This window comes from Fructobacillus tropaeoli (assembly GCF_001047135.2).
GTDB lineage: Bacteria > Bacillota > Bacilli > Lactobacillales > Lactobacillaceae > Fructobacillus > Fructobacillus tropaeoli.
In genome coordinates this window covers 38274-50796 of sequence record NZ_DF968080.1, presented here as the reverse complement: position 1 = coordinate 50796, position 12523 = coordinate 38274, and the positions used below count along the sequence as shown (strand labels likewise).

The window sequence follows — 12523 nt, the reverse complement described above, 5'->3', positions numbered from 1 at the left end:
GCAGTAAAAGATTTAAAAACGGAAAAACATTAAGAGGCGGTAGACACCAAGAACGATAAGACTAACTCCTAACCACATCCAAAGTAAGGCCCCACCAAAGAGGGGACTAGCCATCAACAAAATGCCGGCAACAATATGCAGGACAGCTGAAAAGGTTAGCCAAGCTTGGTGATCAGCGAGACGGCTAACGACCGAAAGTTGGATAACCCCCTCAAACAACCAGGCAATTCCTACCATTAAACCAACAACCATAAAGAGCGAAACTGAGGCAATGTGCATATTAATAAAGATGATTAAACCAGCCAAAATATAAATAAAGCCCAGCAAGCTAGCACCTGTCCTGTTCCAACCAGTTAGTGCGGTGTTTTTGATGGCATGAACAATCTTAAATAAACCAGAAGCAACCATCATGACACCAATGATAGCCGCGGCAATGGCTGCCGTGTCGGTGGGTAGAATCACAACCAAAAGACCAAAGACGATGGCTAGAAGACCATCAATCCCCATAAAATAGCGCAATGAATGACTCGACATAATTTCCTCCTCTTTTTCTGTTTCTTATATGACTATTATAACGTTATTGTGTAGTATTTGAAATCAGAAAAAGTTTGTTAGTAAAAAAAGCTGGTTCTAGGATAAAAATGATGACAATGGGTATTTAGTATAAAATATTAAAATCAATTTTTAATTCCGAAAACAAACTTATTTGGATTGAAAGTATCATATTTAAGGTCAAAGTGTTACAATATCGTTGATTGTTGTTGCTTATATGACAAATAAGTCATGAGATAACTGAAATGAGGAGAACTATGAAAACGATTGATTTTAAAAATCGGCCGTTGCTAGTCTTTTTTGCCAGTTTCTTGTTAATGCTAGGAATTGGAGCTGGGACAGCAATGTCGAAAGTTTCCGCTGGAGATGTTTCTTCGGCCTACATTACCAGTGCTTCTGTTTATAAAACCAGTAATCATCAAACAGATAATTTTGACCCTTATGATGATTTGACGGTTCGATGGAATTTCGCAATTCCTAAGGGTGCTGGTATTGCGGTCGATCAACCAATTACGGTAGTGGTTCCCGATGTTTTTCAGGTACCGAATTCGCTTGATTTTCAAATTCATGAGCAAAATGGTGATGTGATTGCTAATGCTCATCTGGATAAAAATACCCGAGAAATTACGGTCCATTTTACCAGTGATAGTGCTGCCACTGATGTTAACCGTGCTTTATCTGGCTATTTCGAAATTAACTCTAACTGGGATTTGTCTAAGATTTCCTTTAATACGAAAAATACGATTAACTGGCAATTGGACCACAGTATCATTCCCGGAGCTAGCACCGATGTTTACATTAATCAGGGAAATGCGCCTGATAAAACTGAAGTTCTATCAAAATTTGGTTGGTTTGATTTGAAAGATCCAACATTGCTACATTGGAAAGTCCGAATTAACTATCGCAAGCAAAACATTCAAAACGCGGTGGTTGTTGATCAGTTGGATGGCAACTCAACCTTTGTTCCGGACAGCTTTGGTTCGACGATTGACTCATCTGATGGCGAGGCGGTGCCCGTTGACTTGTCTAAGTTAACGATGGATTCTGATTCTAAGTTCCACATTGATTTTGGAGATATCAATCAAACCTATGTATTGACGTACGAGAGCCGTTTGAAATCTGGATCTCAGGCCAGTTCGTATGGCAATGCCGTTAATTTGACTGGTGATAATTTATCAACACAATCTAAGACCATGATGGTTGAAAAGATTGATGGTGGTGGTAATGCTTCTGTTGGACCAAGTACGACGCCAAGCATCCCAAGTACAACGCCAAGTACGCCGTCAAAGCCAAGTACCCCAAGTACAACGCCAAGCACGCCGTCAAAGCCAAGTACCCCAAGTACAACGCCAAGCACGCCGTCAAAGCCAAGTACTCCAAGTACAACACCAAGCACTAAAACAGTGGCTCCTACTCCAGTAGTCAAAATGGCGCAACCGGCAGCAACAGCTCAACCAAGCGAATCGAAAGCAAATACAACTGTACCTGCTTTTGCACCAGCTGAAATTGCGGCGCAACCGGTTGCCGAGGTTGCATTGCCAAAGACTGCTCGCTTTGTATCCAGTCACTGGCAAGTTCTCATTTTGACTGCCATTGCTGTTCTTTTGGTCGGTTTTACGCTGATTTTGAAGAATAAGAAGCGTTCATAATTTTGTTAATTGTATGAATCCTCGATAAGGCTCTTATCGGGGATTTTTGAGTGCCCTTGAAAAAGTGATCTGCCAAGTAGATGTCAGCTTTTCCAACGAGCCTGAAGACTTTGCCAGTCCCCCTCAACTAGGCTATAATAAAGTAACTTTTATATTAAAAACCTTGAGGAGGGCGTTATGGATCAACATACTTGGGAACAACTCGTCAAATATACGGAATTGCAGGGGACATCTGGGCAGGAAAATCAGGTGCGTCAAGCATTCAAACAGGACTTAACGCCCTTAGTTGACGAAGTTTACCAAAACAACCTTGGTGGTGTTTTTGGTGTGAAAAATCAGCAGTCAAATGGTCCCCGTGTGATGTTTGCAGCTCACATGGATGAAGTTGGCTTCATGGTTTCTGGTATTTTGCCAACGGGGGCCTTACAAGTGGTTGCCTTGGGAGGTTGGAATCCCATGACCGTTTCTGCCCACCGTTTTACACTCTTTACAAAAGATGGGCAGTATCCGGTTGTATCATCTTCTGTTTCACCACACCTGTTGCGTGGTAAGACCGGTGGTCAAAGCCAGTTGACCATTGATGATATTCTTTTTGACGCTGGCTTTGAATCGGCTGACCAGGCTCAGACTTTTGGTGTTCGTCCAGGGGACTTTATTGTGCCAGCAGCCAAGACAGCCCGTCTTGCTAACCCTAATCGAGCAGTTTCCAAGGCCTACGACAACCGCTTTGGGGTGGTGACGATTTTGTCTGCTCTGGAAGAATTGCAAGGAGTAGAAACGCCAAACACTTTGATTGCTGGGGCAAACGTTCAAGAAGAAGTCGGTCTCCGCGGATCTAAGCCTGCTGTTAACCAATTGAAGCCAGATGTTTTCTTTGCGGTTGATTCTTCGGCAGCAAATGATGTTGATGGCACAGTTGGTCGTCAGGGAGTCATGGACCAGGGAACGTTGATTCGCGTCTTTGATCCAACGGTTGTCACATCACCTCGTCTAAAGGAATTCATTTTGCAAACAGCAGAGGATAATCACATTCCTTATCAATACTTTGTTTCAAAGGGTGGCACTGATGCTGGTGGCGTTCAAGGCCAAGAATTTGGACTTCCTGCTGTCGCCTTGGGTGTGGCATCCCGCTACATTCATACCCATGAAACGGTTTGGTCAATTCCTGATTTTGAAGCGGCACAGGCCCTTGTAGTAGCGATTGCGAAGTCCTTGGATGAAAGCGTTTATCAAGATATTTTGGAGCGGTAATGTTTAAGAAGCTGGAACGTTTGGATTACTGGATTGCGGTGCCTTATGCTGTGCTATCGGCCATCGGGATTGTGATGGTCTTTTCGGCGACCCAAAATGCTTATTTATCACCCATTATGTCCTTTTCAAAGCAGGCTATTTTTGTGATTGTTGGTTGGACGGTTGCCTTTGTTGCCTTCCGATTGAATCGCTCCATTTTGCGATCACAAAGTGTGCTCAATTTTTTAATGGTTGGGACCACCGGTTTACTGATTGTCGCTCGCTTAGCGCCGGCCATTAACGGTGCTCACGGGTGGATTAACCTGGGGCCGGTGACTTTACAACCGGTTGAACTATCAAAAATCGTGCTGATTTTGTATTTTGCCCACTGGTTCGATAAAAAGCCCTGGTTACCTCGAGCAGGCCTCAGGCGCCAAATTCGTCAATGGACAGCGCCGGGTATGTTGCAAAAACTCTTTTTACCTGCTGTGATGTTGTCGATGAACCTTTTGATGCCCGATTTGGGAAACATGTTTATCACCCTGGCGATCTTATTAATGATGATGATGGCGTCGGGGATGTCATCTCGGGCTTGCGCCTTTTGGTTGCTTTTGTTCTTCATCGTTTTGGTCTTTTTACCAGATATTATTGGTTTTTTCCATTTAGGAAACTCGTCGTCTTACGCCATCAGACGATTGACGAACTTCGTCAATCCTTGGCATAATGTTGATCAAAGTCGGCAGCTATTGTATTCTTACTACGCGATTTCGCATGGTGGCTTGTTTGGCGTTGGACTAGGAAATTCATTGCTGAAACCTTACCTGCCAGAATCAAACACTGATTTTATTATGGCTGTTGCAGCAGAAGAATTAGGCGCCGTGGCCATCTGCCTTGTTTTGTTGATGGTGTTGATGTTAATTGGTCGCTTGGTCTACTTAGGAATCAAGCAAAAGGGACAGTATAACCGCCTCTTTTTGTACGGGCTGGCTAGTCTTTTATTGATGCAGTCCTTTGTTAATTTGGGCGGTGTCTTGGGCTTGCTGCCAATTACTGGGGTTGTTTTCCCCTTTATCTCAGGTGGTGGTTCATCCTTCGTCTTTTTCTCGGCAGCTATCGGAATTGCCCTGAACGTTTCGGCCAAGGACAAGGAACTAATCCAACCAAACCCGCAAGATTATGCGGCACGAAGGGAATTAAAACGTTAAGATGTTTACCATGAAAGAACGCCGAGCCGTGTATGTTTTCTTACGCGGTTTGAAGCACGTTGAACAATTAAAGAAATTCGGTGATATTAGCTATATTTCTAAGAGAATGGGCTATGTCGAACTTTATCTGAATGAAGATGATGTTGAAAAAACAGTTGATAAGCTGAACCAGTACCGGTTTGTGAAGACGGTCAAGGTTTCGCCTCGGCCAGATATTGATCCTGATTTGGATGACGTCCATGATGATGTCTTCTTTGAGGCCTACGATCAGGCACAAGAAGATGTTGAAAAGGACCGGTCTGACGAAAAATCAGCTGATCTAAAGGGACAGTCCCGGGTAAAATTAGCTAAGCAAACTGGCCAAGGAAAAGGGCAATCTGAAGCGAAATTAGCAGAACCAACTGATCAGGGCCAAAATCAGCCGACGAAAAAGAATAATCGCCAGGATGATGGACAGCAAGACTTGCAAACTGATGATAAGGCCCACGTGCTGGCTGAAAAGGGAGGAAAGTCCTAATGCGTGTGATTGCAGGAAGATTTGGTGGTCTTCGCTTGGATGCCGTCAAGGGACGTGAAACGCGGCCGACAACGGATAAAATTAAGGAAGCTATTTTTTCAATGTTGATGCCTTATATCAATGGTGGCCAGGTTCTAGATTTGTATGCTGGAACGGGTGGCCTGGGTATCGAGGCGGTTTCGCGGGGGATGGATCAGGCGGTCTTAGTCGACCGACAGAAGGCTGCCATTGCAGTCATTGAAAAAAATATTGAAAAAACCCACGCTGAAGAGGCCTTTACGATTTTGAAGGTTCCTGCTAGTGCTGCGCTAACCCGTTTATCTAGTCAGGGGAGGTCCTTTGATTTGATTTTGCTGGATCCACCGTATGCCAAGGAAAAGCTAAAGGCTGATTTAACGGCAATGGAAGAGGGCGGACTGCTAGCAACGGACGCCATTATCATGATTGAATCCGACCAGGTCGCTGATTTACCGGAGCCAGGTCCTAACTTAAATTTATTGAAGCAAAAGGACTACGGCATTACGCGAGTGAGCCTTTATAGGTACGAACCTCAACAGGAAAAGTGAGTGGGAAAATGAAAAAAGCAGTCTTTCCAGGGTCTTTTGACCCGTTGACCAACGGCCACTTGGATATTATTCAACGCGCTTCTGAAATTTTTGATGAAGTTGTTGTGGCTGTGGGAATTAATACGAATAAAAAAGGATTGTTCACACCGGCCGAACGACTGGAGTTGGTGGAAGAAGCCGTAGCTGATTTACCAAATGTTCAGGTTGGACAAGTCGGTGGCTTGACCGTTGACTATATGAACGAAATTGGTGCGAAATACTTGGTCCGTGGTCTACGGAATGCCAAGGATTTCGAGTACGAACGCGATATTGCGGAAGTCAATTCTGTCTTGGCTGGTGTTGAAACGGTCTTGCTCTTGGCCAAACCGGAAAATCAGAATGTTTCATCATCGATGGTCAAAGAAATTGCTAAATTTGGTGCCGACAAGCTCGACGCTTTCGTCCCAGCGGTGGTGGTAACCGCCTTACAAAAACATTTTCAATAAAAATATAGCCGACAGATCGTTGGTACGTATCCAAAAATCGGGATATTCGTACCAAAAAGTATGTTGGCTTTTTGTTTGCACTTCGTCTGATTTGCCAGGAGGTTGAGCAGATGACGTACAAAAAATTATTGACTTGGATGAAGGAACATTTGATTGAATACTGGCGTTATTGGGTTGTGGCTGGCCTAGGTTTGCTAGTGGCAATTATTGTGTTTTGGCGATTGAACCCCCTGGGTACTGAGCAGGGAGCGAAACAAGATGCCCCCGTGCCGAGGCTATCCTCTGCCTTAAATGAAAAGCAGGAAAAGGTAGCGGATAAGGGTGCAAAGGGAAAGCCGGATGCTAGTGGCCGAGTGGTGATTGATCTCAAGGGGGCGGTTAACCGCCAGGGAGTGGTCGACCTACCAACGGGTAGTCGCCTCCAAGATGCAATTCAACAGGCTGGTGGCCTAACAGATCAAGCCGATCGCAATCGTATTAATTTAGCTCAATTATTGGTGGATGGTCAGGCGCTTTATATTGAAAAAGTTGGCGAAGAGGGGCCTAACCAAACGGTTGGCGTTTCTAGTGGCGCTGGTAATGTTGGTGGCGCTCGATCAGGCGCAACTTCAGGATCTGGACGAAGTGGCGGGGGAACGCTCGTTAATTTAAACACGGCTAGCGCCAAGGAGTTGGAGGCACTGGATGGTATTGGCCCCAAAAAAGCGGAGCAAATTGTGGTTTTTCGGGAGGAAAAACACCGCTTTCAGTCAGTTGAGGACTTGAAAGAAGTCGGCGGGATTGGCCCCAAGCGTTTTGAACAATTAAAAAATCAGGTGACGGTTTAATGGGTCTGCAAGCAACATTGAAGGCAGCCTGGCTGGTGGGCGCCTTATCATTGGCGGTTTACCGGCCGAATTCGTTGACTATCTGTTTGGCATTATTTTTTAGTTTTCTTGCCTTTTTAACGACACGTGGTAGGGACTTGTTTGTCGTGCTTGCCTTGTCGCTGGCGTTTTTGTTGTATTTTTTAGTTGACCAAAAAACATTGGACCGTCAGGCAAATCTGCCTGAAGAAAAAGGTCGGCTCTATACAATACTCGCCTATCCAGACGAACGGACGATTAATACTGATGGCCGCGTTGCTGGCATTGGTCGCTTAAAAAGTTCAGGTGACCGCGTTTATTACTATTACCAGGTAAAGACTCCGGAAGATTTGGCTCGATTGCGGTCATCGGCTGGCCCCACTTTAATAACTGGCCGAGGTGATTTGACGCCGATTATGCCGGCCACTAATTTTTACCAATTTGATTTTAAAGAATTTGCTAAAACCAAGAGAATCACACACCAAGTGCGTTTGCAGGAAGTGGACTTGCGGTCGAACCATACGGCTAGTTGGTTTGACCGAATGAATGCTCAATTTCACCATTGGCATGCGGCTTTGTCGGACTATGCGAAGGCGCTTCCCAATCCAGTGGGCAACTATGCGCTAGCACTTCTATTGGGATCGAAGGATAAGACTTTGTATGACGATAACCCTAAAATTCAGGAATTAGGGTTGATTCATCTCTTTTCGTTATCAGGCTTCCACGTCGCTTTTTTACTCGCTGTCGTCCGTAGGATTGGGCGATTAATTGGCCTTTACCAGGAGATCACTTTGGCAATCATGGCGCTTTGCTTAATTAGCTTTTATTGGCTGACGGCTTGCCCACCAATTTTAGTTCGTGCTGTTATTGCCGGTGAAAGCAGGGTTTTGGCACAAGCATTTAACCATCGGTTTTCTTCGATTCAAATTTGGTCATGGTCGTTATTGTTGACCTTGATTGTTCACCCACAGATTTTATTGACCCTGGGTGGGCAGCTGTCATTTTTCTTAACCTTGGCCTTAGCACTTTTACCCGAAGATTGGTCGACTTGGCAAAAGGGCCTCTTTTTATCAGTTTTGACCTTTCCACTAATCGTGGCCCAGCAGTACACCTGGAATATTTGGCAAAGTTTTGCCAATTTGATTGCTATCCCAGTCTTTTCGCTGGTGATTTTACCCGTTGTGTTGGTTGCATTTTTCGGTCAGGTGGTGCCGGGTTTGGCTACGGTAGCGAATTGGCTGGTAACGATGTTTGACCAATCTGTCTATTGGTTAGGCAACCTGCCGGGACAAATTGTTATTGGCGCACTGCCTTGGCCAATTTTATTAGTACTGGGGTTTGCGCCCTGGTTTTTATTGGGAGCCGAGAAGGCCGGTCGTCGGTGGGGGGTCGGTACGTGGCTGCTCGCCTTGATAATTGGTTTCTTTTTAGTCCATTTTCCAAGAACGGGCGAGTTTACAACCTTTGATATTGGTCAGGGCGATGCCGCTTTACTTCGTGAACCATACAATAAGACAATCACCTTAATTGATACAGGTGGTAAGGTTTCCTTTCAAAAATCAGGCTTTTCTGACCAGGAAGCAACTAAAAACAAACCCTATGAAAAACAGAGTTGGCCGAAAAATCAGGAAGGGCAGGCACGGTCGGTGATTGTGCCCTACCTACATGCGCATGGAATTAGTCGAATTAATACGTTATCGTTATCTCACCAGGACCAAGACCATCTTGGCGATGCTCGAGTGATTTTAACAACGTTTCAAGTTGACCAAGTTTTGTTGCCAGCTGGGATGACCAATCAACCAGCATTTTTGAAAAAAATCCAGCCTTACCTCGGAAAGGCAAAGGTTGTTTCGGTGACCGACCGGGTGCAACCAGCTAACTTGCCATTGCGTGTTTTACACCCGTTTCAACCTGGTATTGGGGAAAATGAAGACTCAATTGCTCTTGGTGGTCGGGTTGGCCCCCTGGTCTTGTTTACCGCTGGTGACTTGGACCAAGCTGGGGAGAAAAAAGTTTTGGCCAGGTATCCAAATTTTCGTCCAGATTTGGTTAAGTTTGGCCATCATTTGTCTAAGACAGCGACAAATCCAGCGGTGATGGCGGAGTGGCAGCCGACCTATGGTCTGATTTCTGCTGGTCGAAAAAATCGCTACGGCCACCCAAATCAGGAGGTGCTAGAGGTTGCTGCTAAGCAGAAAATGATTGTCTACGATACGAGGCGTCAAGGTATGCTAAGATATGTATATGAAAATTACAAAAAAGGACATTTCCAGGTAAAAAGCACCAATGACCTTACAAACAGTAAAACAACAAATTGATCAGGGTGCGTTGCCAAGCCTGTACCTGGTGACCGGTAACGAACCCGCTTTAGTTCAAAAAGCTCACCGATTATTTGCGTCGATTATTGACCCGGCCGAGCAAGAAATGAACCAGTCGACATATGATTTCGCCGAGGTTGGCCTGGACCCAATCCTGGACGATTATTTGAGTGCTCCTTTTTTCGGCGATCACCGCTTAGTTTTGGTTGAAAATCCGACCTTCTTAACGACCGGATCGAAGTTAACGGCTAATCAGGAAAAGGCTTTGCAAGAAGCATTGGACCATCCAGTGCCAGGAAACCTCTTGGTTTTGTTTGCTAATGAGGCTTCTTTGGACAAACGTAAGAAGGTCACCAAGTCTGTTTTGAGTCAAGCAGAGCTTCTCGACTTACCGGCATTGGATGAACGCCAGACACGCCAGGCCCTGCACCAGTTCTTAGACCAGCGGCGGGTAGAAATCAGCCAAGAAGCAGAGGCTGAGTTACTTCTGAGAACCCAGGCCTCTTACTCGAAGGTCTTGGCTGAATTACCCAAGCTCTTGGCTTATGCTAGTCAAACGAAAACGATTGATTTGACTGGGGTAACCGGTTTGGTTCCAAAGGAATCAACGGCGCAAGCCTTTGATTTGGCTGATTTAGTTTTGAAGCAGAAAAAAGCTGAGGCCTTACATTTGTACCATGACCTCGTTAAAAACGGCGAAGCGCCATTACGGCTGAATGCCCTTTTGCTCGGCCAGTTCCGCTTGTTGTTACAGGTGGCTGGTTCGAATGGAACAGATCAGTCCGTTGGAACTGCTTTGAAAGTTCATCCTTATCGGGTAAAGCTGGCACGACAATCATTACGTCACTACCGGTTGGGACAGGTACGGGCCGGATTCTTGCAAATTTTACAAATGGAAATTAAGATGAAGTCCGAAACGGTTGACCCACTCTTCCTGTTTGAAAACTTTATGGTTAATTTTCGCTAATAAAAAGGCCCGACACCATTGTGGTGTTGGGCCTGATTTATTATTGCTATTTTTTAGTCAAAGTCGCCATCGGCAATTTGTGCTAATGTATCGCGGGATGGGATGAAGAAAAGTTGACCGGACAAAAGTTCAGAGAAGGTCAACAGGAAGTCGGATTTATCAACCATGTTTTGTAACATGCCCTTGGTGACTTCCCAATGACGGGCGTAACCCATGAAGTAGGTGCCGGTGTTTCCAGTAGCAGGGTCAGAGTATGGCACGTTCATGCGAATAATTTTTTGTTCAACGCCATTTGGCTCATACTTAGAAGCAACGTTATGGGCATTTTCATACTTCTCGTCGTCTTCCAATTCCAAATCAGAAAACTTTTCGCGACCAACAGCCTTTTCCTGGTGCTCGGTCTTCATTTTGTTCCAGAAGTCCATGTTGTGGCGCCACTTTTGTGCAAAGGCGTATGAACCATTTTCAAAAGCAGCATCCTCATCACCAATCAGGGCGTAGTCGGCTGAATCTTCTGGTGCGGGTGCTTCGGTGCCGTCGATGAAGCCAATAATAGCACGACCTTCGAAGTAGCGGAAGCCCTGAGTTGAGTCAACAACTTCGGTAAAGTCCTTTAAGAACTTCATGAATTGGGTTTGAGCTTCAACGACAATGGCCTGGTTGTTAGCACGAATATGGAAGAAAATGTCGCCTTCAGTGGCGGGCATGCCATACTTAGGCCCCTTCATGCCGGCAAAAGTTTCAAGTTCCTTTGGCTTAGCAGATTTTGGGAAAAGAAGTTCCCAGGCGTGGTTAGAGAAACCAATGGCAACCTTCAAAGTTGAAGGAGAACCATCATTTTGACCATCGCGAATTCGTAGCGAACGAATGATGGCTTGTGACCGGTCCGCAAAATCAACGATGGCATCATGCAGGTCAGATTGTGGCAGATCCTTAAATTTTAATACGGTAAACTGAACGCTTTGTCCGATGTCCTTCCAGACATCTTGAGCGACTTTCGGATTAATTGGCATTGTCGTAATTCCTCATTTCCTAATTTTACTTTTTTCATTGTACCGCTCTTTTTCTTGAAATGCTATAAATAAGATTCATTCTAATTTATTTGAATATTTTCTAATAAAAAATCAGCTAAAAATACTTGGCATTGTGCTGTTATTATTCATATTAAAGTAGGTGGTAGTTGGTTTTACACAACTGGCGTTTTTAGTTGAAAATTCGTAAAATAGGCCTATGAAAACAATTACGAAAATTGCGACACAAAAGCGGGATGGCCGCTATAATATCGAATTGGACGGGCACTTTGCTTTTGGATTGTCCGAAAACGTTTTGGCAAAGTTTGGTCTATTAAAAGGCCGCCAACTTGATGACGCCATGATTGAAGAACTAAAGCAGGCGGAGAAGGTTGATCAGGGTCTCAAAATTGCGCTGAACTATTTAAGCCCCGCCTTACGCACCGTTCGCCAGGTCAAAGACCGCCTGAAGCAAAAGAAGGTGGAAGAGGGGGTTATTGACCAAGTCATCAACCATTTGCGCCAGCAGGGCCTGTTAGATGATGCTGTTTATGCTAAACACTATGTTGCCACAAAACAAGTTTTTAATCCCAAGGGACCTCGGGGGATTGCGCAGGACTTGAAGCAGGCCGGTGTCCAAGAAGAAATCATCGAAACTGCTATTTTAGGCTTTGCAGAAAATGACCAGGTCTTAGTTGCCACAAAAATGGCGGAAAAATTAGCGCGGACTCATAGCCGGGATTCAACGGTGATTCGCCAACAAAAGGTCGCACAAGCTTTGGTGCAAAAGGGCTTTTCCTATGACCTGGCCAGCCAGGTCATCAATGACCTAGATATCGCAAATGATGAAGACGATGAGCAAGAGAATGCTAACAAGCAGGCAGAAAAACTTGCGCGTCATCATCAGCGTCTGGCTGCCAAAGACCGATTTTATAAGGTAAAACAAGGTCTCTATGCTAAGGGGTACCGTGGTGAGGTCATTGACCAGGCCTTAGAAACAATTGATTTTGACGAGGAATAACTGGCCAGCTGTGTGCTTTTGATTGATTTGAGGAGAACCAGCTGTCCTAAGTTTTAATAAATCTTTGAAGTGAAATGTTAGGCTAGTTGCATACCCTTCGAGTGATATTTGAAGTGTCATCACGAGGCAACCGCATCCTTTTTTGACCACGCTTCCTA

The 12523-nt window shown here is 45.0% G+C and carries 12 protein-coding genes; 10 read left to right on the top strand and 2 right to left on the bottom strand.

What is annotated here, in order from left to right:
- Positions 1 to 12: 12 nt before the first annotated feature.
- Positions 13 to 534 (bottom strand): HdeD family acid-resistance protein, encoded by a 522-nt coding sequence (locus AOQ32_RS03130; RefSeq protein WP_059393553.1) that lies wholly within the window; start codon positions 532 to 534, stop codon positions 13 to 15.
- Between the two features lie 275 nt (positions 535 to 809).
- On the opposite strand from AOQ32_RS03130, the gene AOQ32_RS03125 reads away from it, so the two are divergent.
- The 9 genes from AOQ32_RS03125 (at position 810) to holA (ending at position 10334) form a co-directional block, all read left to right on the top strand.
- Positions 810 to 2201 (top strand): collagen binding domain-containing protein, encoded by a 1392-nt coding sequence (locus AOQ32_RS03125; protein WP_059393552.1) that lies wholly within the window; start codon positions 810 to 812, stop codon positions 2199 to 2201.
- A 177-nt stretch (positions 2202 to 2378) separates the two neighbouring features.
- Positions 2379 to 3452: a glutamyl aminopeptidase gene (gene pepA / locus AOQ32_RS03120; protein ID WP_059393551.1), complete on the top strand. Its 1074-nt coding sequence runs from the start codon at positions 2379 to 2381 to the stop codon at positions 3450 to 3452.
- Complete coding sequence (locus AOQ32_RS03115; RefSeq protein WP_059393550.1) at positions 3452 to 4636, top strand: FtsW/RodA/SpoVE family cell cycle protein; 1185 nt, start codon at positions 3452 to 3454, stop codon at positions 4634 to 4636. The genes pepA and AOQ32_RS03115 overlap by 1 nt, the downstream gene beginning before the upstream one ends.
- A 10-nt stretch (positions 4637 to 4646) precedes the next feature.
- The gene (locus AOQ32_RS03110; RefSeq protein WP_242976713.1) at positions 4647 to 5153 is read left to right on the top strand and encodes a YlbG family protein; all 507 of its coding nucleotides are present in this window, start codon (positions 4647 to 4649) and stop codon (positions 5151 to 5153) included.
- Positions 5153 to 5719: a 16S rRNA (guanine(966)-N(2))-methyltransferase RsmD gene (gene rsmD, locus AOQ32_RS03105; protein ID WP_059393549.1), complete on the top strand. Its 567-nt coding sequence runs from the start codon at positions 5153 to 5155 to the stop codon at positions 5717 to 5719. Before AOQ32_RS03110 ends, rsmD begins: the two co-directional genes overlap by 1 nt.
- 8 nt (positions 5720 to 5727) lie before the next feature.
- A complete protein-coding gene (gene coaD / locus AOQ32_RS03100) occupies positions 5728 to 6204 on the top strand; it encodes a pantetheine-phosphate adenylyltransferase (protein ID WP_059393548.1) in 477 nt (158 codons plus the stop codon).
- A gap of 110 nt (positions 6205 to 6314) precedes the next feature.
- A complete protein-coding gene (locus tag AOQ32_RS03095; protein ID WP_059393547.1) occupies positions 6315 to 7031 on the top strand; it encodes a helix-hairpin-helix domain-containing protein in 717 nt (238 codons plus the stop codon).
- Entirely contained in the window at positions 7031 to 9367 is a 2337-nt protein-coding gene (locus AOQ32_RS03090) for a DNA internalization-related competence protein ComEC/Rec2 (protein ID WP_059393546.1), read from the top strand. The genes AOQ32_RS03095 and AOQ32_RS03090 overlap by 1 nt, the downstream gene beginning before the upstream one ends.
- A complete protein-coding gene (gene holA / locus AOQ32_RS03085; protein ID WP_059393545.1) occupies positions 9336 to 10334 on the top strand; it encodes a DNA polymerase III subunit delta in 999 nt (332 codons plus the stop codon). Before AOQ32_RS03090 ends, holA begins: the two co-directional genes overlap by 32 nt.
- Positions 10335 to 10387: 53 nt before the next feature.
- On the opposite strand, the gene AOQ32_RS03080 is transcribed toward holA, so the two are convergent.
- On the bottom strand, positions 10388 to 11347 hold the full coding sequence (locus AOQ32_RS03080) for a Dyp-type peroxidase (RefSeq protein ID WP_059393544.1): 960 nt from the start codon (positions 11345 to 11347) through the stop codon (positions 10388 to 10390).
- 217 nt (positions 11348 to 11564) lie between these two features.
- Between AOQ32_RS03080 and recX the strand changes: the two genes are divergently transcribed.
- Positions 11565 to 12365: a recombination regulator RecX gene (recX, locus tag AOQ32_RS03075; protein ID WP_059393543.1), complete on the top strand. Its 801-nt coding sequence runs from the start codon at positions 11565 to 11567 to the stop codon at positions 12363 to 12365.
- Positions 12366 to 12523 lie beyond the last annotated feature (158 nt).

Bases quoted from the DNA above. Each gene is read 5' to 3' on its own strand.
- pepA (WP_059393551.1), top strand. From the start codon at position 2,379: ATGGATCAACATACTTGGGAACAACTCGTCAAATATACGGAATTGCAG.
- AOQ32_RS03080 (WP_059393544.1), bottom strand. From the start codon at position 11,347: ATGCCAATTAATCCGAAAGTCGCTCAAGATGTCTGGAAGGACATCGGA.
- AOQ32_RS03115 (WP_059393550.1), top strand. From the start codon at position 3,452: ATGTTTAAGAAGCTGGAACGTTTGGATTACTGGATTGCGGTGCCTTAT.
- coaD (WP_059393548.1), top strand. From the start codon at position 5,728: ATGAAAAAAGCAGTCTTTCCAGGGTCTTTTGACCCGTTGACCAACGGC.
- recX (WP_059393543.1), top strand. From the start codon at position 11,565: ATGAAAACAATTACGAAAATTGCGACACAAAAGCGGGATGGCCGCTAT.
- AOQ32_RS03110 (WP_242976713.1), top strand. From the start codon at position 4,647: ATGAAAGAACGCCGAGCCGTGTATGTTTTCTTACGCGGTTTGAAGCAC.
- holA (WP_059393545.1), top strand. From the start codon at position 9,336: ATGACCTTACAAACAGTAAAACAACAAATTGATCAGGGTGCGTTGCCA.
- AOQ32_RS03130 (WP_059393553.1), bottom strand. From the start codon at position 534: ATGTCGAGTCATTCATTGCGCTATTTTATGGGGATTGATGGTCTTCTA.
- AOQ32_RS03095 (WP_059393547.1), top strand. From the start codon at position 6,315: ATGACGTACAAAAAATTATTGACTTGGATGAAGGAACATTTGATTGAA.
- AOQ32_RS03125 (WP_059393552.1), top strand. From the start codon at position 810: ATGAAAACGATTGATTTTAAAAATCGGCCGTTGCTAGTCTTTTTTGCC.
- rsmD (WP_059393549.1), top strand. From the start codon at position 5,153: ATGCGTGTGATTGCAGGAAGATTTGGTGGTCTTCGCTTGGATGCCGTC.
- AOQ32_RS03090 (WP_059393546.1), top strand. From the start codon at position 7,031: ATGGGTCTGCAAGCAACATTGAAGGCAGCCTGGCTGGTGGGCGCCTTA.